Origin of the sequence: Pseudomonas sp. WS 5078, from assembly GCF_012985745.1 — a bacterium.
Classification (GTDB): Bacteria; Pseudomonadota; Gammaproteobacteria; order Pseudomonadales; family Pseudomonadaceae; genus Aquipseudomonas; species Aquipseudomonas lundensis_A.
On sequence record NZ_JAAQWX010000012.1, the window covers coordinates 62,634 to 87,954 of the forward strand.

Below are 25,321 nucleotides of genomic sequence, written 5' to 3' on the forward strand. Positions count from 1 at the left end.
CAACCCCTGCGGGGCACCCTGGAAACCGCCGGATGTTATCACAATCGCCGCCACGCACCTATCCCCCAGATGCGCATGCCACACAGTAAGTGCACCAATTATCGGCTCAAACGCGCTCTGGGGAGCCGAGAGCGTCTTAATGCAGCCGCTTGCGGCACATTAGCTGAGCCATTTTGGCGGCATCCGGACGTTCGACAATGCCCTTTTCAGTCACGATCACATCGATCAGGTCCGCAGGGGTAACGTCAAATACCGGATTGAACGCCTGGACGTGGGCACCAACCCGCTTACCGCCCACACTCAGCAGTTCATCCCCCTCACGCTCTTCGATCGGAATGGCCTCGCCGCTGTCCATTTCCATGTCAATGGTCGAGCTGGGCGCGACCACCATAAACCGCACACCATGGTGCATGGCATTGACTGCCAACTGGTAAGTACCGATTTTGTTCGCCACATCGCCATTGGCCGTAATGCGATCTGCACCCACAATCACCCAGGTCACCCCTTTGGTTTTCATGATGTGAGCCGCAGCCGAATCCGCATTCAGCGTCACTGGAATACCTTCATTGGCCAATTCCCAGGCGGTCAGGCGTGAACCTTGCAGCCACGGCCGGGTTTCATCGGCATAGACCTGTTCAATCATGCCTTCCAGGAACGCAGCACGAATCACGCCCAGCGCCGTCCCAAACCCACCGGTCGCCAGCGCACCGGTATTGCAGTGAGTCAACACTGCCTGGGCGTTGCCTTGATGACGACGAATCACATCAACACCCAGCTGCGCCATCGTCAGGTTGGCTTCGCGATCACTCTCATGAATGGCCAGGGCTTCATCTTCGAGGGCCTGCAGGGCATTCTCGCGATGCTGCACACGGGCCAGACGCTCGCGCATGCGGTTGAGCGCCCAGAATAAGTTGACCGCCGTCGGCCGCGAATCGGCCAGCAGCATAAAATCGGCCTCCAGTGCTGCCACCCAGTCACCGCCAGCGGCCTTGCGCGTGCGTGCAGCGAGCACCACGCCGTAACCTGCCGCAATACCAATCGCCGGCGCACCACGCACCACCATGTCACGAATGGCCTGTGCGACACCTTCGGCGCTGGTGTAGGCCAGCCAGCTTTCCTCAAACGGCAAAATGCGCTGATCCAGCAGATACAGGGCCTCGCCCCGCCAGTCGATGGCCTTCACTTTTTCCGCCGCCAGCAGTCGATCGCGCATGCCTTCCCCCATCACCCAGAAACAAAGCCGCCGATTATAGCGAGCCCTCTTGCAAGACGCTCGGGTATACTTCGCCTCCTTTTTATAAAGCACTGGACACCCTTTTCGATGCCGATTGCTACTGCGCCCCTCGACTTATTACTGTTGCCAACCTGGTTGGTGCCTGTCGAACCCGCCGGCGTCGTACTCAAGGACCACGGCGTGGGGATCCGTGACGGACGCATCGTGTTCATTGGCCCGCGCGCCGCGGCCTTGAAACACACCGCGCATGAAACCCGCGAGCTGCCAGACATGCTGCTCTGCCCGGGGCTGATTAACGCGCACGGGCATGCGGCGATGACGCTGTTTCGCGGCATGTCCGATGACCTGCCTCTCATGACCTGGCTGCAAGACCATATCTGGCCCGCAGAAGGCAAATGGGTCGACGAAGCCTTCGTGCGCGACGGCACCGACCTTGCGATTGCCGAGCAGCTAAAAGGCGGCATCACCTGCTTCAGTGACATGTACTTTTACCCCAAGATCGCGTGCGACCGAGTTCACGAAAGCGGTATTCGGGCGCAGGTGGCCATTCCAATCCTCGATTTCCCGATCCCCGGCGCCAGCACGGCGGATGAATCGTTGCGCCAGGCGGTCGAGCTGTTTGGCGACCTTAAATTTCATCCGCGCATCAAGATCGCTTTTGGGCCCCATGCGCCCTACACGGTCAGCGACGAGAACCTGGAAAAAATCCGCGTTGTGGCCGATGAGCTGGACGCGGCGATTCATATGCACCTGCACGAAACGGCATTTGAAGTGCATCAGGCGCTTGAGCATAACGGCGAGCGCCCACTGGCCCGCTTGTCCCGACTGGGCCTGCTGGGCCCGCGCTTCCAGGCCGTTCACATGACCCAGATCAGCGATGACGACCTGGCGATGCTGGTAGAAAGCAACTCCAGCGTGATTCACTGCCCCGAGTCAAACCTGAAACTGGCCAGCGGCTTCTGCCCGGTCGAGCGCTTATGGCAGGCCGGGGTGAATGTGGCCGTTGGCACGGATGGCGCAGCCAGCAACAATGACCTCGACGTATTGGGCGAAACCCGTACTGCCGCCTTATTGGCCAAGGCAGTTGCAGGTTCGGCCACGGCGCTGGACGCCCACCGCGCCTTGCGCATGGCCACCCTCAACGGCGCCCGCGCCTTGGGCCTGGAAAGCGATATCGGCTCCATTGAAATCGGTAAATATGCAGACATAGTGGCCTTTGACCTGAGCGGGCTCGCCCAGCAGCCGGTCTACGATCCCGTGTCGCAACTGATCTACGCCACAGGCCGTGATTGCGTGCAACACCTGTGGGTAGGCGGTAAACAGCTGGTCGAAGACCGACGCCTGACCCGCCTGGACGAGCAACAGTTGGTCAGCACCGCCAAAGCCTGGGGCGAGCGCATCGCCAGCCAGGCCCATTGATTCCAACGCGTGGGCGCAAGCCCGCCGCATTACCCGGATTTTTCAGTTTTAGAGGATTTACCCATGAGCAACGTTGACCACGCCGAGATCGCCAAATTCGAAGCGCTTGCCCATCGCTGGTGGGACCGCGAAAGCGAATTCAAGCCGCTGCATGACATCAATCCGCTGCGCGTCAACTGGATTGACGAACGGGTGCAACTGGCCGGCAAAAAAGTTCTCGACGTCGGCTGCGGCGGCGGCATTCTCAGCGAATCCATGGCCCAACGCGGGGCACAGGTGACGGGCATCGACATGGGCGAAGCGCCACTGGCCGTTGCCCGCCTGCATCAACTGGAATCCGGTGTGGAAGTGGATTACCGCCAGATCACCGCTGAAGCACTGGCTGAAGAAATGCCGGGGCAATTCGACGTGGTGACCTGCCTTGAAATGCTTGAGCACGTGCCAGATCCTGCGTCGGTCATCCGCGCCTGCCATCGCTTGGTCAAACCCGGCGGCCAAGTGTTCTTCTCCACCATCAACCGCAACCCTAAAGCCTACCTGTTCGCGATCATTGGCGCCGAATACATCATGAAGCTGATCCCGCGCGGGACCCACGACTTCAAGAAGTTCATCCGCCCTTCCGAGCTGGGTGCATGGAGCCGTCAAGCCGGACTGAGCGTCAAAGACATCATCGGCCTGACCTACAACCCGCTGACCAAGCACTACAAGCTGGAATCGGACGTCGACGTCAACTACATGATCCAGACCCTGCGCGAGGAGTAACCCATGCGTTTAAGAGCAGTTCTTTTTGACATGGACGGCACCCTGCTCGATACCGCGCCGGACTTTATTGCCATCTGTCAGGCAATGCGTGCTGAACGTGACCTGCCACCTATCGCTGACAAGCTGATCCGCGACGAAATCTCCGGGGGCGCACGCGCCATGGTGGCCGTGACGTTTAGCATGGACCCGGAGTCCCCGGGGTTCGAAGCCCTGCGCCTGGAGTTCCTCGAACGCTATCAGCAAGAGTGCGCCGTTCACACCCGGCTGTTCGATGGCATGGCCGAGCTCCTGGCCGATATCGAAAAAGCGCACCTGGTCTGGGGCGTCGTCACCAACAAGCCGGTGCGCTTCGCAGAACCGATCATGAAGCGCCTGGGGCTGGCTGAGCGCTCGGCAGTCTTGATCTGCCCCGACCACGTGACAAACAGCAAGCCCGATCCGGAGCCAGTATTACTGGCCTGCAACATGCTTGGCCTCGACCCTGCAAGCGTTCTGTACGTGGGTGATGACCTGCGCGATATCGAGTCGGGCCGTGATGCAGGCACCAAGACCGCCGCTGTGCGCTTTGGCTATATCAATCCCGACGACAACCCGGATCACTGGGGCGCCGACGTCGTGGTCGATCACCCCTGCGATTTGCGCAAAGTATTGGATAACGCGATGTGCAGTTGCTAAGCAGCAAGCGCCGCCTTGGACCCTATCTTCTCGTAGAGGCTTTTTATGTTTGATTATTCCGCCCGCCCTGACCTGCTTCAGGGCCGCGTCATTCTGGTGACTGGCGCAGGCCGGGGCATCGGCGCTGCCGCCGCCAAAACCTACGCAGCCCATGGTGCAACGGTACTGCTGCTGGGTAAAACCGAGGCCAATCTGAGTCAGGTTTACGACGAGATTGAGGCCGCAGGTCATCCGCAACCCGTGGTCATCCCGTTCAATCTGGAAACCGCACTGCCGCACCAGTACGACGAACTGGCGGCCATGATCGAAAACGAATTCGGCCACCTCGACGGCCTGCTGCACAACGCCTCAATCATCGGCCCGCGTACGCCGCTGGAACAGCTCTCGGGCGAGAACTTCATGCGTGTCATGCAGGTCAACGTCAATGCCATGTTCATGCTCACTAGCACCCTGCTGCCGCTGCTCAAGCTGTCGCAGGACGCATCGGTGATCTTCACCTCAAGCAGTGTGGGCCGCAAAGGCCGAGCTTACTGGGGCGCCTATGGCGTGTCGAAGTTCGCGACCGAAGGCTTGATGCAGACCTTGGCCGACGAAGTGGACGGCGTAGCGCCAGTTCGCGCCAACAGCATCAACCCCGGCGCAACCCGCACCAGCATGAGGGCATTGGCGTATCCGGGCGAAAACCCGGAAAACAACCCGCTGCCGCAAGCAATCATGCCGGTTTACCTGTACTTGATGGGCCCGGACAGCACCGGGATCAACGGTCAGGCGTTCGACGCGCAGTAAGCGCCTACAAAAAAACCGCAGGCTGCACGTGATGCAGCTTGCGGTTTTTTTACGCCTTAAAAGCGGGGAAAAGGGCTTTAGGTGGCCTCGACCATCTCCAGCCGCTCGCGCACCACAGGTGCCTTCTCGTATTGCAGGCAGCTTTGCAGAAACAAGTATTTGTAGTCGTAGCTTTTGCAAATCGCTTTGCGCAACTCAGTTTGCAGCGCTTCGCTCGGGTTCAAGCCTGCCAGCGTGCAAATAATCTCCAGAGCTTCCCATGGATGCTCGTCATCGTACTGAGCATGCATTTTTAGCCACTTCATGGCGCGCTTGCGCCCTTCTTGCGGAAATGACTCTTCATACACCGTGCTCGAACAGACCACGGCCGACCACTCACCCACAGCACCTTCAATGGCGTAGTTGGTCGCTGCCATCGACACCGCCAACGAGTCCGCCGTGCAGGTGTGCCAGCACCAGTCGTTCAATGCCTGAAACTCTGCCGGAATATCCTGGGCAATCATGTCGTCCAGGCTCACATCATGGGCCCGCGCCCAATGCACCCAGTAATCGGCATGGTTGAGTTCAACGCGAATGTTGCGAATCAGCCAACGACGGGCCATGTCTTCGCCGGGGTGGCGGCCATAGCGGGTTTTGCCGAGGTTGTGCCCCATGTACAACGAAAATTGCTCGACCACTGGCCAGCCACCAATCAGGTACATGCGCATGGTTTTGGGGTTGATCGTGTTGTCGCGCATGCGTTTGTAGATTTCATGCTCTACGACCCGGCGCTTGCTCGGCGCGCAGTCACGAATCAGCTGCTGAGCCCATTGCGGATAACTGGTGGCTTCCATGAGCGGGCCAGTACGAACAAATGTATCGATCACAATCGGGTTCCTTTTGAGAGGTGATTAAGACATACCTGCACAACGTCAACGCAACGAACCCGGCGCCTTCAAAGCCAATGGCCATGAGCGCTTGGGGCGGGACAACAGGCTGTCACAGGTGAACAATCGCGGTCGTTCAATGATGTAGCCTTGAGCATAATCGACACCAATCTCGATCAATGCCTGCTCAATCTGCGGCGATTCAACGAACTCTGCAATAGTGCGTTTGCCCATAACATGCCCGATATGATTAATAACCTCAACCATAGCGCGGTTAATGGGGTCGTCCAGCATATCCTTCACAAAACTGCCGTCGATCTTCAAAAAATCGACGGGCAGATGTTTCAGGTACGCGAACGATGACATGCCAGCGCAAAAGTCATCCAGCGAAAAGTGGCAACCCAACCCTTTGAGGTCGTTGATAAAGCGAATCGCACTGCCCAGATTTGAAATGGCGCTGGTTTCGGTTATTTCGAAACACACCCGCTCCGGCGCCACCCCGTAACACTCGAATTGTTCGTGCAGGAACTGCAGGAAGTCCTCATCACCAATGGTTGAGCCCGACAGATTGATCGCGCACATGGCCATCGGTTGATCCGACCCCTGCGCGGCACATTCAGAAATCACCTTGAACACGTTTTCGACCACCCATCGGTCGATGGATGTCATCAGGCCATAGCGCTCTGCTGCCGGGATAAAACTGTCGGGCAGAATGATGTGCCCCGACTCGTCGTGCAGGCGCAGCAAAATCTCGACGTGCCCGCCTTCGACGCCCTGCCCCAGCGGCGTGATCTCCTGTGAATACAGGCAAAACCGGTTCTCTTCCAATGCCACGTGCAGGCGTTGCACCCATGCCATTTCGCCAAAACGCAAGGACAGTTCGGAGTCGTCGGCGTGGTAGACCTGCACCCGGTTGCGGCCTTTTTCCTTGGCCATGTAACAGGCCATGTCCGCTGCGCGCAGCGAACCTTCCAGCGTCACAGGGGCTTGATGGATGTGCACCAGACCGATGCTGATGGTGTTGAGAAAGGGGCGACCCTTCCACGCAAAATGCAAACTTTGTACGGTCTGACGCAAGCCCTCGGCAATTTTTTCCGCCATGTCCGGCGGGCAATTCTCCAGCAGAATGCCAAACTCATCGCCCCCCAGACGGGCCAGCGTATCGCCCTCGCGCAAGCCTGATTGCAGCAGCGCGCAGATATGGCGCAGTAACTCATCACCCGCTGCATGGCCACAGGTGTCATTGACCAATTTGAACTGATCAAGGTCGAGAAACATCAACGCATGCCGCCCGTGTTGACGCCCCAGGTTTTGCAGCACCAGATCCAGTCGGTACTCAAATTCGCGGCGATTGGCCAATCCGGTCAATGCATCGTGGGTGGCCTGCCAGGACAGATTAGCGATGTATTGCCGCTCCTGGGTCATATCATGCAGCACCAGCACGGCGCCGCTGACTTTGCCTGCACTGAAAATAGGCGCGCCAACCAGCGTCACGGCGACGGTGGTGCCATCCATGCGCTGGATCAGCTTGGAGTGATCGCTGCTATTGCCCAACTGCCCACTCAAAATATGGTCGATCAGCTTAAAACCATCATCAGGCGCATTTTCATCCAACAACCTGAACAACGCCGCCAAGGGCACGCCCTGCGCCTGCCTGGAGTTCCAGTGGGTGAGCTGTTCGGCAGCCGGGTTCATGTAATCGATGGCACCGTTCACATCAGTGGTAATCACCCCGTCGCCAATCGACTCCAACGTCACCAGCGCGCGCTCTTTCTCCACCTGCAACGCCTCGGCAAAGGCCCGGCGCTGCGCCAGGATTTTATGGGTGCGCAACAGGGCCAGCATAATCAGCATCAGGGCCGTGGCCAGGTTAACGACAATCAGCAGCTGTTGAATAAAGCGCGAACCTTCACCCAGCGCGTCGCTGAAGGCTTTGGCGGCCGGGGTCACGCCTTCGTTGATCTCGAAAATCCGCCGCTTCCAGCGCTGCACGTCCGCATCGCTGGCCTGGTTAGCACTGATTTTTTGGTGCATTTCCTGCGCCAGGTTATCGAGCTGGATCAGGTAATCGTCACCCACCGTCCACTTTTGGATAGCGGTATCCAGGTAACTGAAATGTCGAAAATTGCGATAGAACCAAATGATGCTCGTCACATCATCCGGGCTGTTGCCTCCCTGCAAGATGCCTTCGCGGGCGGCATTCAGATCGGGGGGGGACTGATCCAGCGCCAGGCGCAGGTTGTGGCCTCCTTGCGGCACCCTGATGGCTTGCTGGTACTTATCAAAAATGGCCTGGTCCCGGCTGTCCGCGTACAGGTTGAGGTAGTAAATGGCATCTTTTTGACCCTTGGACCACAGGCTTTCGCCCGCTACATAGCCCCGAACTGCCGAAAGCATATAAAGGCTTACGCAGCCTAATAACGCCTGGAATAAAACCACCGCAATAAACGGCCAGACAATGCCCAGCAACCGCGGTGTACCAAGTTCACGTTTACGCTTCATGAGTTCCCTTTCATTCAGACTGCTGGATGAAAACCAGAGAAAATGCCTCACAGGTACTTGAGACTAGGCCAATTTCTGACAACCAAAACAACCAGACGTGCTGACCCTCTCTAAACGCGACGGGCAGGCAATCAGGCACATAAAAGAGATTGATGTTGGGGATTCAAGCACTCAACAGGGAAAACGCAACGTCGCCACCGGGTCAACTTTGCTGCAAGTGCCCGTATAACTTGGCGTAGAGGCCGCCTTCAGCCATGAGCTGTTGGTGATCGCCCTGCTCGGCAATGCGACCGCCATCAAACACCAATACCCGATCCGCCTGTTTTACCGCAGATAGGCGGTGGGCAATGATCAAAGTCGTGCGTCCGCTCAAGAATTTTCCCAAAGCGTGATGCAGGTTGTATTCCGTGGCAGCGTCCAGCGCACTGGTCGCCTCATCAAGGATCACCACTTTGGGATCGGCCAACACCATGCGCGCAATGGCCAAACGTTGCCGCTGACCGCCGGACAGGCGCACACCGGAGCGCCCGACAATACTGTCCAGTCCTTGGGGCAAGGTAGCAATGGTGCCGTCGAGTTGGGCGATTTCCAGCGCCCGCCAGCAAGCCTCGTCGGTGCGCTCGCGGCCCATGGTCAGATTGGCGCGCACCGTATCGTTGAACAGCGCCGGGTGTTGCAAGACCACGGCCACATGCTCACGAATGGTATCGAGACCGATGGCCGGCTGGCTGTCGCCGGCAAAGAAGATGCTGCCGGACTGAGGCGTGTAAAGCCCCAGCAGCAACTGAACAAGGGTACTTTTGCCGCCACCGCTGGCACCGACGATGGCCACCTTTTCGCCCGGTGCGATGGTCAGGTTGAGGTGATCCAGCACCCGCTCTTCGCCATAGCTGAAACACAGATCACGTACCTGCACCCCGACGGTCTGTCGCCCCGTGAAGGGGTCGGCACCGCCGGGATACTGCGGCTCATCAGCGCGGGCCAGCAGTTGGTTGATACGTGTCACTGCCCCGCCCGCCGCATAAAACGCATATTGCAAGTTCAGCAGTTGCTCAACGGGGCCGATCATGAACCACAGGTAGCTGAAGACCGCCAGCATCTGGCCGATCGACAAATCCGAAAACAACACCGTTAACATCGCAGCGGCACGGAAAATATCGATCCCGAACTGGAACAACAACCCACTGGCACGGTTGGACGCGTCGCTTTTCCATTGCGAGGCCACGGCGAAATCGCGTACTTCCTTGGCACGGTGCCCAAGGCGCCCGAGGAAATAGCCCTGACGATTGCCGGCACGCACTTCCTGGATCGAATCCAGCGTTTCAGTCAGCGCCTGGGTAAACCGCGCCGTGCTGTCGTTTTCAAGCTTTTTAAGGTGTTTGACCCGTTTACCCAACTGCACCGTGGCGTAGATCACTAACGGATTGAACAGCAAGATCAACAGCGCCAACTGCCAGTGCATCCACAACAAAATCGCCGACGTGCCCACCAGCGTGAGCATCGCCACCAGAAACCGGCTCAAGGTCTCGCCCACGAACTTGTCCAGGGTGTCCAGGTCGGTCACCAGGTGCGTGGTCACGGTCCCGCTGCCCAGGCTCTCGTATTCCGCCAGCGAGATGCGCTTGAGGCGCTCGATCAATCGCAGGCGGATGCGAAACACGATGTCCTTGGCCAACCGCGAAAACAGCCGCGCCTGGAGCACGTTGAACAACAATGCGCCACAACGCAGCATCAATGTCACCAGCAGCATCAGTCCGATATACCCCACTGAAGACTGCAATGTGGTCGGCAAAAACTGATTCATCACTTTGAGCGCGGCATCGCCATTGCCCAGCAACACCTCGTCCACCAGCAAGGGCAGCAACAAGGGAATCGGCACACTGCACAGGGTGGCCAGTACTGCGACGCCATTGGCGATCCACAGCGCTTTTTTATGACGCAGGGCCAGTCGACGGATTTCGGCCCAGGTCAGGCGATCCGGTTGGGAAGTTGTCAGAGGGGATTCCTTGGCGTCAGGCACGCGCGGCACGATCCAGCCAGCGTCCGAGCAGATCGGACAAAGGCTCGAGTGCTTGATAGCCATTGGTTAGCAAGGCCAACTGGCCATTGCGTTCAGCCAACAGCGTCGGGAACCCGGCGATGCCCAAATCCTGCACCCAGGTAAAATCAGCCGCCGTTGCGGCATGTTGTTGCACACTGTCGAAAGCCGCCGCAAATTCGATGCGTGGCACACCCGCTGTTTCGGCCAGCTCCACCAGCACGCTGGCCTGGGTCACATCTCGGCCCTGCACGTAGAACGCCTGCTGGATCAAACCCAGCAGGGTCCACGCACAATCGGGGGCCAGGCTGCGCGCCGCGACGATAGCCCGGCAGGCAGGCTCGGTGTCGTACACAAAACCCTCGGGCAAGGCCCCGTCAAAGGTGAACGGCTGCCCGGTGGCCTCAGTGACCGCCTGCCAATGCTCCAGAATGTAGCGACGGGTGCCGGGTTCGAGCGCAGAGCCGCTGCCTGTACGCAACCCGCCAACCACCAGATGCAGCTCAACACCGGCCGCCTGCGCCTGCTCGACCAAGGCCCGGGCGGTAGGCGCAAACCCCCAGCACCACGAACACATGGGGTCCATCACATAAAGCAGGCGCGCTGACATGGCTCAGGCCTCGGCAGGTTTACGGTAGTTGTGGCCAATCGGGTGTGGCAGGTTACGGGCCTTGGCCAGTTCGATCTGCTTTTGGCGGTCGATGGCGCTGCGACGGGTTTTCTCGCTCAGCTTGTCCCAGCAATGCGGGCAACTGATACCCGGCTGATAATGCTCGGACTCACGGTCTGCCGCGCTGATCGGCGTGCGGCAGGCGTGGCACTGATCGTATTCGCCTTCGGTCAGGTCGTGGCGCACGGTGACACGGTTGTCGAACACGAAGCAGTCGCCCTGCCATTTGGTTTCTTCCTGAGGGACCTCTTCGAGGTACTTCAGGATCCCGCCCTTGAGGTGATAGACCTCGTCAAAGCCCTGACTGAGCATGTAGCTCGAGGCTTTTTCGCAACGAATGCCGCCCGTACAGAACATGGCGATTTTCTTGTGCCTGGCCGGGTCGAAGTTGGCTTTGATGTAGTCCGGGAACTCACGGAAGCTGGTGGTTTTAGGGTCGATAGCGCCTTCAAATGTACCGATAGACACTTCGTAGTCATTGCGCGTGTCGATCAGCAACACCTCTGGATCGCTAATCAGCGCGTTCCAGTTCTCGGGGTCGACGTAGGTACCGACTTTCTTGTTCGGGTCTACGCCTTCAACGCCGAGGGTGACGATTTCTTTCTTCAGCTTGACCTTGGTCCGGTAGAACGGCTGGTCGTCGCAATAAGATTCTTTGTGGTCGATATCGACCATCCGCGGGTCATTCTTGAGCCAGGCCATCAGCCCGTCGATGCCTTCACGGCTGCCGGAAACCGTGCCGTTGATGCCTTCTTCAGCGATCAACAGGGTGCCTTTGATACCGTTGTCGACCATGGCGTTGAGCAAGGGCTCGCGCAGTTCAACGTAGTCTTCAAGGGTGACGAATTTATACAGTGCAGCGACAACGATTGGCGCAGTCATGGGACGCTCTCCAGGTGGCTACCCTCGTAAGGGGTGAACCGGATCCAAAAAAAAACGCGCCGGCTAAGCGGCGCGCTGCGGATTCTAGCAAAAAGCCCGCAGATTAAGCCAACGGGCGATCACCGCCGGCACAGGTCGGCGATGCCGGGGCTGTGCCGATTTTCGCCCATTCTTCAGGCGTGTACGTGTGCAAGGCCAACGCATGGAACTCGCCCATCAAGTCACCCAGGGTGGCGTATACCTTTTGGTGACGCTTGACGCTGTTGAGCCCGGCAAACTGCTCGCTGACCACCACGGCCTTGAAGTGCGTCTGCAAACCGCGGCTGTGCATGTGGCTTTCATCCAGCACGCTCAGGTGCACGGGCTGCAACGCACTCAGCGCCGATTCAATACGTTGTTGCATGTTCATTCAGGCTCCGCTTACTTCTTTTTGGCCGGGGCCGCTTTTGGCTCCAGCTCAGCGGTCATGTCCGCCAGCAGCTTGTTGACCACCGGTACGGCGCTCTCCAGTTTGGCCTGGGTCATTTGCGCCGATTGCTGCGTCAGCTGAGGCATTTTTTCCAGCACTTTTTTACCCAGTGGCGACTGGTAGAACGCAACCAGTTCCTTGAGCTCGGGTTCGCTGAAGTTGGTGGTGTACAGCTTGACCATGTCCGGCTTCAGCTTGTCCCAGCCAATGGCCTGGTCCAGCGCGGTGTTGGCCTTGGCCTGGTAGGTTTCCAGCAGGGCTTTCTTGGAGGCAGGTGCTTTGGTCTGCTCAAAACGCTGAGCGAACATTTGCTGCACTTGCATGTATACCGGGGTACCCAGCTTGTCGGCATGGGCCAGCTTCAGGAAGGTTTCAGCACTGGCAGCGTGGCTGGCAGCATCGGCAAAAACCTGGCCGCTGGCGCATACCAGAGCAACTGCTGTACAGATGGCGCGAAGACGGGTCATCGAGTTTCCTTTATCTAGCAAGCGAGGTCGAACCCCAAGGACGCCCATTCTGCGCCTAACAAAGTGTGTCACTCAACCCCGGCGCTGAGAGGGGGAGGTTCATCCTGTCGACAAAAGTCGATAGAACCAAAGATTGAACCCCTTTCCCCGATACACGCCTAAGCTCAGTGATCACATTCTGAGAGGAAGCAGCCTGATGAGCCGTATCGAAACCGACAGCCTGGGTGAAGTGAATGTGCCGGAAGAGGCCTATTGGGGCGCGCAGACCCAACGTTCGCTGATCAACTTTGCCATCGGCAACGAGAAAATGCCGCTGCCGGTGTTGCATGCACTGGTACTGATCAAAAAAGCTGCGGCCCGGGTCAATGACCGCAATGGCGACTTGCCTGCTGACATTGCACGCCTGATCGAACAGGCCGCCGATGAAGTGCTGGCCGGAGAACACGATGACCAGTTCCCGCTGGCCGTTTGGCAGACCGGCAGCGGCACCCAAAGCAACATGAACGCCAACGAAGTGCTGGCCGGGCGCGCCAACGAGCTGGCCGGCAAGGGCCGGGGCGGAAAGTCGCCCGTGCACCCCAATGACCACGTCAACCGCTCCCAAAGCTCCAACGACTGCTTTCCCACGGCCATGCATATCGCCGTGGCCAAAGCCGTGCATGAACACTTACTGCCCGCGATCAGCGAACTGACCGGCGGCCTGGCAGAACTGTCGGCGCGCCACATGAAACAGGTGAAAACCGGACGCACCCACATGATGGATGCCACGCCGATCACCTTTGGTCAGGAAGTGTCTGCGTTTATAGCGCAATTGGATTACGCCGAACGCGGCATCTACGCGGCAATGCCCGCTGTCTATGAATTGGCCCAGGGAGGCACCGCTGTCGGGACGGGTTTGAACGCGCCCCACGGTTTTGCCGAGGCCATTGCTGCGGAATTGGCGGCGCTGTCCGGCTTGCCGTTCGTCACGGCCCCCAACAAATTCGCTGCACTGTCGGGTCATGAGCCATTAACCAACCTGTCGGGGGCTCTCAAAACCCTCGCCGTCATGTTGATGAAATTGGCCAACGACTTCCGCCTGCTGGGTTCGGGGCCACGCGCGGGCTTGGCCGAAATAAAACTTCCGGCCAATGAGCCGGGCAGCTCAATCATGCCGGGCAAGGTCAACCCGACCCAGTGCGAGGCGCTGTCAATGCTGGCCTGCCAGGTCATGGGCAATGATGTGACGATCGGCTTTGCTGCCAGCCAGGGTCATTTGCAACTCAACGTGTACAAACCGGTCATCATCCACAACCTGCTGCAGTCGATCCAATTGCTGGCAGACGGCTGCAGCAACTTCCAGAAGCATTGCGTCGCAGGGCTGGAAGTCGATGCGGCAAAAATGGCCGAACACTTGGAACGCGGCCTGATGCTGGTGACCGCGCTCAACCCGCATATCGGTTATGACAAATCGGCAGAAATTGCCAAAAAAGCCTATGCCGAGGGCCTGACCCTGCGCGAGGCCGCACTGGCGCTGGGTTATTTGACGGACGAAGAGTTCGACCAGTGGGTACGGCCCGAGAACATGCTGGGAACAGGCAAACACTGACATCCGCCCCGCCTGCCCTCACAGCTGCGCAGCGCGTGGCTGCGAGGTCAGGCGCCGCCTCTGCCGCCCTTACTTCTTGCGCTTTTTATCGTGCTTGTCACGCTTCTCGAACGCGGCTTCCAGCGCGTCATTGATTGTGCGTAGCACTTTGACCCGCGCCCAGCGCTTGTCGTTGGCTTCCACCAGGGTCCAAGGCGAAATCTCGGTGCTGGTGCGGTCCACCATGTCGCACACGGCGGTGCGGTACTCGTCCCACTTTTCGCGGTTGCGCCAGTCTTCTTCGGTAATTTTGAAACGTTTGAACGGGATCGTTTCGCGCTCCTGAAAACGTTCCAGCTGGGTGTCTTTGTCAATCGCCAGCCAAAACTTGACCACGATGACGCCCGCATTACTGAGCTGCTCTTCGAAGTCGTTGATCTCGCCATATGCACGCAACCAGTCCTGCGGCGGGCAAAAGCCTTCAATGCGCTCCACCAATACGCGTCCGTACCAGGAGCGGTCAAAGATGGTGAACTTGCCCCGTGCCGGGATCTGCCGCCAAAAGCGCCACAGGTAAGGCTGAGCACGCTCATCTTCCGAAGGGGCCGCAATTGGCACGATGCTGTATTGACGAGGGTCAAGCGCCGCCGCCACGCGACGAATCGAGCCGCCCTTGCCCGCCGCATCGTTGCCTTCAAATACCGCGACCAGCGCGTGACGACGCATACGCTTGTCACGCATCAGACCGGACAGGCGCGCTTGCTCGGTAATCAACTGTTCTTGATAGTCGTCCTTGTCCAGACGGTGGGTCATGTCCAGACAATCGAGCAGGCTCTTGCCATCAATATGCGCTGGCAATGGCGGCACGCTGATCGAGCGCACCCGGGCTTTGGGCGTGTTGATGGCCGCCTGCAAACCTTCCAGCAGGATCTTGCCCACAGTCAGGCTGCGGTAGTACGGATCCACCCCTTCCACGATGTTCCAAGGCGCATAGTCGCGACTGGTGCGACGGATCATGCGCTCACCGAAATGCACCACTTTGTCGTAAGTTTCAGACTGTTGCCAGTCCAGCGGGCTGATGCGCCAACTGTGCAGCGGGTCGTCTTTCAAGGCTTTGAGCCGAGCTTTCATTTGCTTTTTGGACAGGTGAAACCAGAACTTCAAAATCACTGCGCCTTCATTGCACAGCAGTTTTTCCAGGCGCTCGGCACCGTTGATCGCCTGATCAAGCACCGCATCCTTGAAATGGCCATGCACCCGCCCTTGCAGCATCTGGCTGTACCAGTTGCCAAAGAACACCCCCATCCGCCCTTTGGCCGGCAGTTGACGCCAGTAACGCCACGCCGGAGGGTGCGCCAGCTCTTCATCGGTCTGGGTATCGAAGGTGCGCACTTCGATCAGGCGCGGGTCCATCCATTCATTAAGCAACTTGACCGTTTCGCCCTTGCCAGCGCCTTCGATGCCATTGATCAACACAATCACCGCAGAGCGTTTCTGCTGGTGCAGTTCGTACTGGGCCTCAAGCAAGGCCTCGCGCAGCGCAGGCACTTCGTTGTCGTACGTTTCTTTGTCGATGAAGTGGCCGATTTCAGCGGATTCGAACATGGAAAGCTCCCTGGCAAGATGCCCACAAGACTAGCGGAATGATCTGTCATGCGTAGGAAAGAATGCTCACACACCTGTCAGGGATCATTCCCGCTTCTGCCAATCCGCTAGAATGACCGCCTTGCCGATGCCGAGCCCCCTATGACAATTGAAATGCCCAATGCCCAGCTCGACTGGGATGACCAGGGTCGCCCCCATTCGCGACTGTTTGACGACGTGTACTTTTCGGACAAATCGGGTCTGGAGGAAACCCGTTATGTCTTTATCGAACAGAATGCCCTCAGAGAGCGTTTTGCCGCCCTGCCCGCCAACGCGCCATTTGTGATTGGTGAAACCGGCTTCGGCACCGGGCTTAATTTTCTGTGCGCATGGCAGCTGTTTGACGAAACCGCGCCGCCCGACGCTCGCCTGCATTTCATCAGTGTCGAAAAATACCCGCTGACCCGCGAGGACTTGCAACGCGCCCTTGGGCTATGGCCTGAACTGGCGACTTACAGCGAACAGTTGCTGGCCAGCTATTTCGCCATTCATCCGGGGTTTCAAACCCTCAGCCTGGCCAATGGCCGGGTCACCCTGACCTTGTTGATCGGTGACGTGCTGGAACAGCTGCCGCAGCTGGATGCACAGGTCGACGCCTGGTTTCTGGACGGCTTTGCCCCGGCGAAAAACCCGGACATGTGGACGCCCGAACTGTTTGCGCAGTTGGCACGCCTGGCCGCACCCGACGCCACCATCAGCACGTTCACCAGCACCGGCTGGGTGCGCCGCGCCTTGAACGAGGCCGGCTTCAAGATGCGCCGCACGCCCGGCATCGGGCACAAGTGGGAGATTCTGCGGGGCGTGTTCCTGGGCGCGCCACAAACAGCCGTGCCAGTCGCGGGCGAAAAACCCTGGTTCGCACGCCCGCCTAAGCCCCAGGGGCCCCGCACTGCACTGGTGATCGGTGGTGGACTGTCAGGCTGCGCCAGTGCCAATAGCCTGGCCAGGCGCGGTTGGAAGGTGACTGTACTGGAGCGTCACGAACGGCTCGCCAAAGAAGCATCGGGCAACCCACAGGGCGTGTTGTACCTCAAGCTTTCCGCCCACGGCACCGCACTGTCGCAGATGATCGTGTGTGGTTTCGGTTACACCCGTCGCGTGCTTGAGCAGTTGCAGCGCGGCCGCGACTGGGATGACTGTGGCGTACTGCAACTGGGCTTTAATGCCAAGGAAGCAGACCGTCAGGCGCAACTGGCCGACGCCTTTTCTCCTGCTTTAGTCCATTGGCTGGATCAGGCGCAGGCGCAAGCAAAGGCCGGTGTTGCGTTAGCCCATGGCGGTCTGTTCTATCCCGAAGGTGGCTGGGTGCACCCGCCTGCGTTATGCCAGTTTCAGACCTTGCACCCCAACGTGAAGGTCTTGATCCACCATGACGTGTTGCAACTCAACAACGTGGATGGCCAGTGGCAAGCGCTGCAGGACGACCGCGTTCTGGCCAGTGCGTCGGTGGTGGTATTGGCAGGTGCCGCCGAGGTCAAACGCTTCCCGGCCAGCAGCGGCTTGCCGCTCAAACGCATTCGCGGGCAGATCACTCAGTTGGTCGAAACGGCTGACAGTGCGGCACTGAAAACAGTCGTCTGTGCCGAGGGGTATGTGGCCCCCGGCCGACTTGGCGAGCACACGGTGGGTGCCAGCTTCGATTTTCACAACGACGATTTAACCACCACGCCTGAAGGCCATCAGGGCAATCTGGATTTGCTGGAAGAAATTTCGCCGGACTTGGTACAACGCCTCGGCAAGGGCAACCTGGACCCTGCGACGTTACAGGGTTGGGCGGCCTTCCGTTGCACCAGCCCCGATTACCTGCCCATCGTCGGCCCGCTGGCCGAACCTGAAGCGTTCGCCCAAGCCTATGCCGTGCTGGGCAAGGACGCCCGGCAGGTGCCCGACATCCCGTGCCCTTGGCTGGATGGCCTGTATGTGAACAGCGGCCATGGTTCGCGCGGCCTGATTACCGCCCCGCTGTCGGGCGAGTTGTTGGCTGCATGGATCAATAATGAACCGTTGCCCATGCCAAGGGCCGTGGCCCACGCCTGTCACCCCAATCGCTTTGCGGTACGCGCATTGGTGCGCAGGCTATAAGCGCTCACCCTCAACCTGGCAGTGCTGCAGGCAGCACTGCCAGGGTTTTACTCAAACTCCAGGCATCCACTGCCGCTTCCATGGCAGCGCGTACCTCGCTGACAAGCCGTAAATAACGCTCACTGTTCATCTCAGGGGATTTGCGCAGCAATTCGCTCAACTGTTCAAAATAAGGCGCGGTCAGGTGCGAAAACTCCGCCTGATGGTTGCGGATCAGCTGCGCCCGCCAGAACTCTGTTCGGCTGATAAAGTTGGCCAGCGCAGCGGTTTTTTCGGCTACCTCAACCCGCGCACGGGCATCCTCCAGATCGGCTTGGGTCACCCCGGCAATCTCCTTGAACGTCATGCTGCGCGGTTGATCCGGCAAACCCAGCACCTGAGCCAGACCGGTTCTGTAAGCCAAATGCACTTCGACGTCATCAGGTGCCGGCCCACCTGCTGCCACACGGGCTTCGCACACTTCGCTGGCCACTTTACCCACCTGATCCAACCTGAACAGACCCGTGGCAAAGCTCAGCAGCTCGGACTCCTGTGCCGGGCCCTGCGCTTCAAGCCTGGCCAGGTGCAAGGTTATCTCTAATGCACTGAAGGTCATGGCGACACTGTCTGTGCAACTGCGCGGGGCTGCGGCGATGCTCAGCAAATCTCGGCGCAGCGTGGAGCTTTCGCTCGCCGCTTCAATCATTTCCCACACTCGACGGCTTAAATCCTGACGCACAGTCTGGGCGTCAGCGGTGGTGGTCAAGCGGCTGATCACCGTGAAGAAGTCTTCAGACGCCGGTTCGGCCTTCAGCTCGGCCCACAACCGTTCACGCTGCACACGTTCATGATTGGTAATCCCCGAGGTCCAGAACTCAAAGGCGGCCGCTTCGCTCATCAAATCCTCGGTGTTGATCCCCAGGCTGCTACCGCCCTGAGACACAAAGCGCGCCAGACGCAGACGGGCGGCGGGTGATAGAGGATTACCCGACAGGGAGATATTGCGCGTGAGGGTGGGCGACGTCTGGTACACCAGCTCGGGAATGTCGACCAACTGGTTTTCCCGCAGATCGGCCGCTTCTAGCAGCGGTCGCGAAATCAGCCCCTCAGGCCATTGTTGAATCCAGGTGCGACGCAAGTACACACGGCGCAGGTAGGGAAGTCCGCTCAAATCCAGCAACGGCCCGAGCAAGTTGTCATTCAAATCCAACGTTTCAAGCCGGTGCATTGACCTCATAACCGCCGCATCCGCTGACGAGAGGTACAGCAGGTTGTGCGCCAATGACAAATGACGCAGTCGGGGCATCCTGGCCAATTGCGGCGGCAGGTAAACCATTCGGTTGTGGTCCATCTGCAACGACGTCAAGCCGGTGAAATGCTCCAGAAACGAAGCCGCGGTGTCACGGCAATCCATGTGGTTCAGGTTCAAGTCGGTGACATGACTGAAGTCGATCTGCGCCGCGAGCCGAGGCAGATTGCCTACACGCAAGCCATTGAGGTTCAACTCGTAGGTCTGACTTTGACTGACCCAGGGCATGTGTGCCGGATCTTTACGCCAACTGCGCTCTATCAGTCCCGCCGCCTGGTATCGGCTTTCCGGGTAGTCATGCAGCGCGGGTGCGCCGGACATTTCTGAAGGGGCAACGTTAATCCATTCCTGAAGGGTTTCACGCAACAGGTTTCGTTGACGTTTGCGGGCGCGCACATACAGCAGCGGGTCTTGTTGACTCTCCGTGATTGAGTCCAGATACGCCTGCACGTAATCATCGTAGAACTCGGGATACAGGTCGCGCACTCGACGGCGTAAAGCACGGGAGTAGCGTCCTTGATCCAGCCCGCACAACGGATACCCCAATTGGCCATTGGCCATGCGCGTAGGCGCTTTAAAGCGCGGCTTGATCGATTGCATGCCCAAGGCCTGTGCGCACGCTTCACGCTGACTGGCCGCCATGGAACCCAAGGCAGCGTTAAAGCGAGCCTCTTCATTAGCCGTCGAAAACCCCAACGTTTCACGCTCGGCCTTACTCAACAGTTTAAAAACGGCGCTCGACAACAGGGCATCTTCACCGGGTTGCAGCGCATAACGTCCGCGTTCAAGCACGTAGCGCTGATAACCCTGCCCGGTTTTGACAATTAATCGCGCCGGGTGGGGGTCGCGGCCCCAGCGTTGCAAGGATGCGCCAAAGGTCGAGCCGTCCCGCAGCTCACATGAAACGCTGGCCGGCCAATGGGGCAATTGATCGAGAAAGTGCCTGATCAGTCGCTCGGTATCCGCTGCCGCAGGCGTGTGCGAGGTCAGGTAAAAGCCTTCAAAGGCGCGGTTCAAGCGTCCATCGTATAAGTACGCACGCGCATGTTCCGCCAAGGGTAATGGCACCTTACCCGCGCTCAAGCTGGCGCGTTGCACATCGGTGGCCGACGCCACCAACGACTGCGCAACGGGTTGCGGCAGACCGGGGAACACCGCCTCAATGGTCTTGACCCGGGGGGAGTCCGACACATTGAAGCGCCCGTACAGACGCTCGAACAGCGCCCCGCGATGATCACGGGCATACCCGCTCAACGCGTTGGCCAAGGATGCAACGGGCAACGGTGACACGGGGATTTCGCGACCCAGTAGTCCCTGCATTTGCTCTACGGACAACGCCGTCAGAACCGCTTCAAGCACCTTGCCTTGCTCAAGGATTGGGTGGGTGATACTGATCCGGTTCGCGCCCTGCGCAACACCATACTCAAGGTCGCGGCCCCCGGCCCCGTTGATCAGCGTCAGCCCCTTACCTGCAGGCCACCCCGGTAAATCCGGCAGCAGGCTCAATTGCAGGTCAGCCCATTTAGCATGGGTGTAGTCACCCGTCTGCATGTGTTCAATGAAATCGCTGATTTGACGGTCTATCTCAAAGCGTTTCAGGCTCACACTCAATAGCGGGGGTGGCATCAGATTCTCCAGATGAACCCTGCGCATGACGTCTGGCTCGGTGCCCGTCAATGCCATCACTCGCGCCAGCGACGGTTCGTCCAAACTGGAAAAGTGATGGCCCAATCGCCCCAGTAACACGCCGCTGCCCTCCCATTCCAGCGGGCGTTCATGTGCGTGCTGCCAGGCACCGTGCTGATTGTGCAGCAACCCTGGCTTGTACGCGTGTGGCCGACGCGGGTGGACAATACGCCACTGCCGGGCCGCGCTGTCGTGCTCCACGGCAAAGTGCTTGCCATTGACCGTGACAAGTTGCTTGCCTTCAACGTTGAAAAAACCTTGAGCGTCCCGCGTGTACTGATGCAGCTCGGCCGCACCGCTGTGAGCGTAATGATTCACCTGTTTATTCCATAACCGGGCCGTGCCGTCCTGACGAATGACGGGCTGAAAGTCTTCAAAATAACTGTGGGTGGCTGCACTCAAGCGGTTGCTGAGTTTTTTAACCACTACGCCCCCAACCACCGTGGCGGCCGTGGCGGCCATGTCCAGCGCCACGTTCAACAAGTGCTCACGCGCATGATCAACATCCCCATGGGCCCAGTCATCAACGCCTTCGTACACCTCTACAAGCATTTGACCCACCGCAAGGGCCAACATCGCGCCGCCCAGCACTGGCACAAACAAGGACGCCACATTGACGATAAACAGGCCGACACCCTGGTAGAGCTGCCATTTCTTCTCGCGCTCCTGCGCATCCAGCACGCCCGTAGGAACGGCCAGCACTTGGGCTTCGGCAAACATGTTTTTTAATTGCACCGCACACAGGTAATGCGCAGCGCTCAAGCTCAAGGGCGTCGTGACCAGCCCCATTCGTTCGGGGAGGGCCCGCACCTTCTGCAAAAACACAGGCCGGTCGCCCAGGGCAACAAAACGTGAGAAAAAATCCACGTACTCTGATCGTCGCAGCCGGACCTTCAACTCTTCAATGAAGACCTGCAGCGAACTGAACTCAAAGAACGGTGCCACGGGATCATTGGGGATGTAGACGATCACCCGCTGATCGGGATGCAGCAAGGGCGCATTGGCCGTAAAGATCACAACCCCGTCAATCACGCTATCGAGCAGTGACAACGAACTGAGCTGAAGGGGTTTGCCGTCCAGTGTTGCGCCACGCCCCCTCGTTCCCGAGGAAGCGTGCTCGCCCAGCAGGGCAATCAGGGCTGTATGGGCAGAGTCGCTGATGTGTTTTTTCAGGAACGCTACGCGGGCATCGACCTCCATGTCATAACGTTTGAGCAAACGCAGGTTGGACTCAGTCTCCTGCTCCCTGACGCTTTGCGCTGTCACCCCGCTGGGCGCCACTCCCAAGAAGTCTTGCAGGTACTGCTGATATTTGAGCCCCAAGTTAAGCTCGCGGCACAACGCCGCAAAGTGGCGCGGATGCACAGGGCTGATTGCCCCCTGTTGCCGCGTCAGGCGAATCCGGCTTTGCGGATTGAAGCCGCCAGGAAGAGCCTCGTCTTCGGAAAAGTTCTGAAGCGCCGCCCACAGCAGCGTTTTGGGCTCATCCAGCAAGGTGTAATGGCGAATCGTGGCAAGGAGCGTGTCGTCCGTGATCAGGTGCACATGCACGATGTGCAGGTGATCATGAAAAATGTCGAGCGCGTGGCCAAAGCGACGTTTGACCTCCGCTGCCAGAAGCGGGGCGCAATACGCTTCAATGCCTTCCAGTTCGGAAAAACGCTGGCCGGACAAGGCATGGTAAGCACGGCTTTGAGCCATGGCCGTGTTCAACGCCTTGATGGCATCCGGTGTTGCATTCACCAGCCACTTGGGCATATGCCCGCGAACGAGTTCCAGGGGTTCCAACTCACTCAGGGTGGAATCACGGGCATCAAGGGGTAACGTTAGGGGGGTATCAGTCATATCAACCGCTCGGGGCAAGGACGAAGAAGCACTCCACGCTATCCCCGCACGGCTTGTGCAATGACCTAGATAAATATGACCGGTGCAAATCCTGCGCCCAGTTCACAGCCTTGACCGGGAATTGACGAACGGTCCCCTCGGCATTCAGGCCTTTTAATCCCGATTTTTTCACAGCGCGAATAGGTGCAGGCTAGCCTGGGAGCCGCGCCAGGGCGCGATGGAGGCTCCAAGGCTGCGCACGGCATTTCCGGCTGTGGCTACAAAAAAAGGGCAAGCCCCCTGACCACTCGCGAACTTTTTTGAACGATCGCGCTTTCCAGGGACTCACAAAAACCAAGTCACTAAAAGCGGCGCGCTCTGACTGTGTATTCGCGCCGGAAGGATCGGGAGACAGGTCAGAGCAACATGTCCGATCCGAAACAGGGCCTGAACGCTACGGGTTGTTAGCACTGCGTACGCTGGGTTCGAGACACGGCAAAACGACCGACACCCGTCACACGTATGCCACAGTGTTTGAGAGACGGGATGAAGTCGGCGTTTATTGCCCCACCCAACGTGGTCTCGGCGTGCAGAACGTGCTTTCGATCTCTGCAACGCAGTACGCAGTGCGTACTGCACTCACAGCAGTAGCGAGAGAGGCCCGGATTTAAAAGGGTTCAAGCAGTATGTGCGGATTAGCTGGAGAGTTACGTTTTGATCAACAACCTGCCGACCTGGCAGCCATCGAACGCATCACCCACCACCTTGCACCCCGTGGCCCCGATGCCTGGGGATTTCACAGCCAAGGGCCGATAGCCCTCGGGCATCGCCGGCTGAAAATCATGGACCTGTCCGATGGTTCAGCCCAGCCAATGATCGATAGCCAATTGGGCCTTTCACTGGCGTTCAACGGTGCGATCTACAACTTCCCCGAACTGCGCGCTGAACTCGAAGCCCTCGGTTATGCCTTTTACTCCGGGGGCGACACCGAAGTGTTGCTCAAGGGTTATCACGCGTGGGGCGAGGCGTTGCTGCCCAAGCTCAATGGCATGTTTGCCTTTGCCATTTGGGAGCGTGATGCCAAGCGCCTGTTCATTGCCCGCGACCGTTTGGGCGTGAAGCCACTGTACCTGTCGCGCACCGGCGAACGCTTGCGCTTCGCCTCTACCCTGCCGGCCCTGCTCAAAGGCGGCGACATCAGCCCGATGCTCGATCCGGTTGCATTGAACCACTACCTGAATTTCCACGCCGTGGTGCCAGCACCGCGCACCCTGATTGCCGGTATCGAAAAACTGCCGCCTGCCACGTGGCTTCGCATCGACGCCCAAGGCAATACCGAACAGCACACTTGGTGGACGTTACCGTATGGCCCTCACGCCGACGAAACTCACCTGACACTGGAAGACTGGCGCGACCGTGTACTCGACAGCACCCGTGAAGCTGTGGCTATTCGCCAGCGCGCAGCGGTGGATGTCGGCGTACTGCTCTCGGGCGGCGTGGACTCCAGTTTGTTGGTGGGGCTGTTGCGGGAAGTCGGCGTACAAGACTTGTCGACCTTTTCCATCGGTTTTCAGGACGCAGGTGGCGAACGCGGGGACGAATTCCAGTATTCGGACCTGATTGCCAAGCACTACGGCACGCGTCATCACCAACTGCGCATTGGCGAACACGAAATCATTGAGCAACTGCCCGCAGCGTTCCGCGCCATGAGCGAGCCAATGGTTAGCCATGACTGCATCGCGTTTTACTTGCTGTCGCGGGAAGTCGCCAAGCATTGCAAAGTGGTACAGAGCGGCCAGGGCGCCGATGAACTGTTTGCCGGCTACCACTGGTACCCGCAGGTCGATGGCGCCAGCGATCCCTATGCCGCCTATCGCGAGGCTTTTTTTGATCGCAGCTATGACGATTACAAAGCCACTGTGCAGCCACAGTGGCTAACGGCCAATGACGCCGCCGGGGACTTTGTACGCGAGCACTTCGCCCAGCCCGGTGCCGACGCTGGCGTGGACAAGGCGCTGCGCCTGGACAGCACGGTGATGCTAGTGGATGACCCGGTCAAACGCGTCGATAACATGACCATGGCCTGGGGCCTTGAAGCCCGTACGCCGTTTCTCGACTACCGGCTGGCCGAACTGTCAGCGCGTATCCCGGCACGTTTCAAACTGCCGGATGGCGGCAAGCAAGTGCTAAAAGAAGCTGCGCGGCTGGTGATCCCCAGTGAAGTCATTGACCGTAAGAAAGGTTACTTCCCGGTCCCCGGCCTGAAACACTTGCAAGGCGACACCCTGGACTGGGTGCGTGATTTGCTGCTCGACCCCAGCCAGGACCGCGGCCTGTTCCAGCCTGCCATGCTGGACCGCCTGCTGACCCACCCGCAAAGCCAGTTAACGCCGCTCAACGGCTCCAAGTTATGGCAACTGGCCGCCCTGAACCTGTGGCTGAGCGAACAAGGAATCTAAC

17 protein-coding genes are annotated in these 25,321 nt (G+C 58.9%); 7 read left to right on the plus strand and 10 right to left on the minus strand.

Annotated features, from left to right (window positions below; all coding sequences use genetic code 11):
* Positions 1 to 136: 136 nt before the first annotated feature.
* Entirely contained in the window at positions 137 to 1,213 is a 1,077-nt protein-coding gene (mtnA, locus tag HBN68_RS16325) for an S-methyl-5-thioribose-1-phosphate isomerase (RefSeq protein WP_094992631.1), read from the minus strand.
* 108 nt (positions 1,214 to 1,321) lie between these two features.
* On the opposite strand from mtnA, the gene HBN68_RS16330 reads away from it, so the two are divergent.
* From HBN68_RS16330 to HBN68_RS16345, 4 genes are all read left to right on the plus strand, one after another.
* Complete coding sequence (locus tag HBN68_RS16330) at positions 1,322 to 2,653, plus strand: TRZ/ATZ family hydrolase (protein ID WP_094992544.1); 1,332 nt, start codon at positions 1,322 to 1,324, stop codon at positions 2,651 to 2,653.
* Between the two features lie 63 nt (positions 2,654 to 2,716).
* Positions 2,717 to 3,415: a bifunctional 2-polyprenyl-6-hydroxyphenol methylase/3-demethylubiquinol 3-O-methyltransferase UbiG gene (gene ubiG, locus HBN68_RS16335; RefSeq protein WP_094992545.1), complete on the plus strand. Its 699-nt coding sequence runs from the start codon at positions 2,717 to 2,719 to the stop codon at positions 3,413 to 3,415.
* A 3-nt stretch (positions 3,416 to 3,418) separates the two neighbouring features.
* Complete coding sequence (mupP, locus tag HBN68_RS16340; RefSeq protein WP_094992546.1) at positions 3,419 to 4,090, plus strand: N-acetylmuramic acid 6-phosphate phosphatase MupP; 672 nt, start codon at positions 3,419 to 3,421, stop codon at positions 4,088 to 4,090.
* A gap of 45 nt (positions 4,091 to 4,135) precedes the next feature.
* Positions 4,136 to 4,876 (plus strand): YciK family oxidoreductase, encoded by a 741-nt coding sequence (locus HBN68_RS16345; RefSeq protein WP_094992547.1) that lies wholly within the window; start codon positions 4,136 to 4,138, stop codon positions 4,874 to 4,876.
* Between the two features lie 77 nt (positions 4,877 to 4,953).
* On the opposite strand, the gene HBN68_RS16350 is transcribed toward HBN68_RS16345, so the two are convergent.
* From HBN68_RS16350 to HBN68_RS16380, 7 genes are all read right to left on the minus strand, one after another.
* Complete coding sequence (locus HBN68_RS16350; protein ID WP_094992548.1) at positions 4,954 to 5,742, minus strand: iron-containing redox enzyme family protein; 789 nt, start codon at positions 5,740 to 5,742, stop codon at positions 4,954 to 4,956.
* A gap of 45 nt (positions 5,743 to 5,787) precedes the next feature.
* The gene (locus tag HBN68_RS16355) at positions 5,788 to 8,244 is read right to left on the minus strand and encodes an EAL domain-containing protein (RefSeq protein WP_094992549.1); all 2,457 of its coding nucleotides are present in this window, start codon (positions 8,242 to 8,244) and stop codon (positions 5,788 to 5,790) included.
* A gap of 202 nt (positions 8,245 to 8,446) precedes the next feature.
* Positions 8,447 to 10,240 carry an ABC transporter ATP-binding protein gene (locus tag HBN68_RS16360; RefSeq protein WP_169965368.1) on the minus strand — a complete coding sequence of 598 codons (1,794 nt, stop codon included), beginning with the start codon at positions 10,238 to 10,240 and terminating at the stop codon, positions 8,447 to 8,449.
* Between the two features lie 16 nt (positions 10,241 to 10,256).
* Positions 10,257 to 10,892, minus strand: coding sequence for a DsbA family protein (locus HBN68_RS16365; protein ID WP_094992550.1), 636 nt, complete (start codon positions 10,890 to 10,892; stop codon positions 10,257 to 10,259).
* A 3-nt stretch (positions 10,893 to 10,895) separates the two neighbouring features.
* Complete coding sequence (locus tag HBN68_RS16370) at positions 10,896 to 11,834, minus strand: rhodanese-related sulfurtransferase (RefSeq protein WP_169965304.1); 939 nt, start codon at positions 11,832 to 11,834, stop codon at positions 10,896 to 10,898.
* Between the two features lie 103 nt (positions 11,835 to 11,937).
* Positions 11,938 to 12,243: a BolA family protein gene (locus HBN68_RS16375; protein ID WP_094992552.1), complete on the minus strand. Its 306-nt coding sequence runs from the start codon at positions 12,241 to 12,243 to the stop codon at positions 11,938 to 11,940.
* Positions 12,244 to 12,254: 11 nt separating this feature from the next.
* Positions 12,255 to 12,770 (minus strand): DUF2059 domain-containing protein, encoded by a 516-nt coding sequence (locus HBN68_RS16380; protein WP_047277713.1) that lies wholly within the window; start codon positions 12,768 to 12,770, stop codon positions 12,255 to 12,257.
* 196 nt (positions 12,771 to 12,966) lie between these two features.
* Here HBN68_RS16380 and HBN68_RS16385 point away from each other — a divergent pair, with 196 nt between their 5' ends.
* The gene (locus tag HBN68_RS16385; RefSeq protein WP_094992553.1) at positions 12,967 to 14,358 is read left to right on the plus strand and encodes a class II fumarate hydratase; all 1,392 of its coding nucleotides are present in this window, start codon (positions 12,967 to 12,969) and stop codon (positions 14,356 to 14,358) included.
* A 69-nt stretch (positions 14,359 to 14,427) separates the two neighbouring features.
* On the opposite strand, the gene pap is transcribed toward HBN68_RS16385, so the two are convergent.
* Positions 14,428 to 15,942 (minus strand): polyphosphate:AMP phosphotransferase, encoded by a 1,515-nt coding sequence (gene pap / locus HBN68_RS16390; protein ID WP_094992554.1) that lies wholly within the window; start codon positions 15,940 to 15,942, stop codon positions 14,428 to 14,430.
* Positions 15,943 to 16,083: 141 nt separating this feature from the next.
* Here pap and mnmC point away from each other — a divergent pair, with 141 nt between their 5' ends.
* Positions 16,084 to 18,063 carry a bifunctional tRNA (5-methylaminomethyl-2-thiouridine)(34)-methyltransferase MnmD/FAD-dependent 5-carboxymethylaminomethyl-2-thiouridine(34) oxidoreductase MnmC gene (gene mnmC / locus HBN68_RS16395; protein WP_094992555.1) on the plus strand — a complete coding sequence of 660 codons (1,980 nt, stop codon included), beginning with the start codon at positions 16,084 to 16,086 and terminating at the stop codon, positions 18,061 to 18,063.
* A 10-nt stretch (positions 18,064 to 18,073) separates the two neighbouring features.
* Here the strand turns inward: mnmC and HBN68_RS16400 are convergent, their stop codons facing one another.
* On the minus strand, positions 18,074 to 22,882 hold the full coding sequence (locus tag HBN68_RS16400; RefSeq protein ID WP_169965306.1) for an NEL-type E3 ubiquitin ligase domain-containing protein: 4,809 nt from the start codon (positions 22,880 to 22,882) through the stop codon (positions 18,074 to 18,076).
* Between the two features lie 665 nt (positions 22,883 to 23,547).
* Here HBN68_RS16400 and HBN68_RS16405 point away from each other — a divergent pair.
* Positions 23,548 to 25,320 carry an N-acetylglutaminylglutamine amidotransferase gene (locus tag HBN68_RS16405; protein ID WP_169965308.1) on the plus strand — a complete coding sequence of 591 codons (1,773 nt, stop codon included), beginning with the start codon at positions 23,548 to 23,550 and terminating at the stop codon, positions 25,318 to 25,320.
* The last annotated feature ends 1 nt before the right edge of the window (position 25,321 follow it).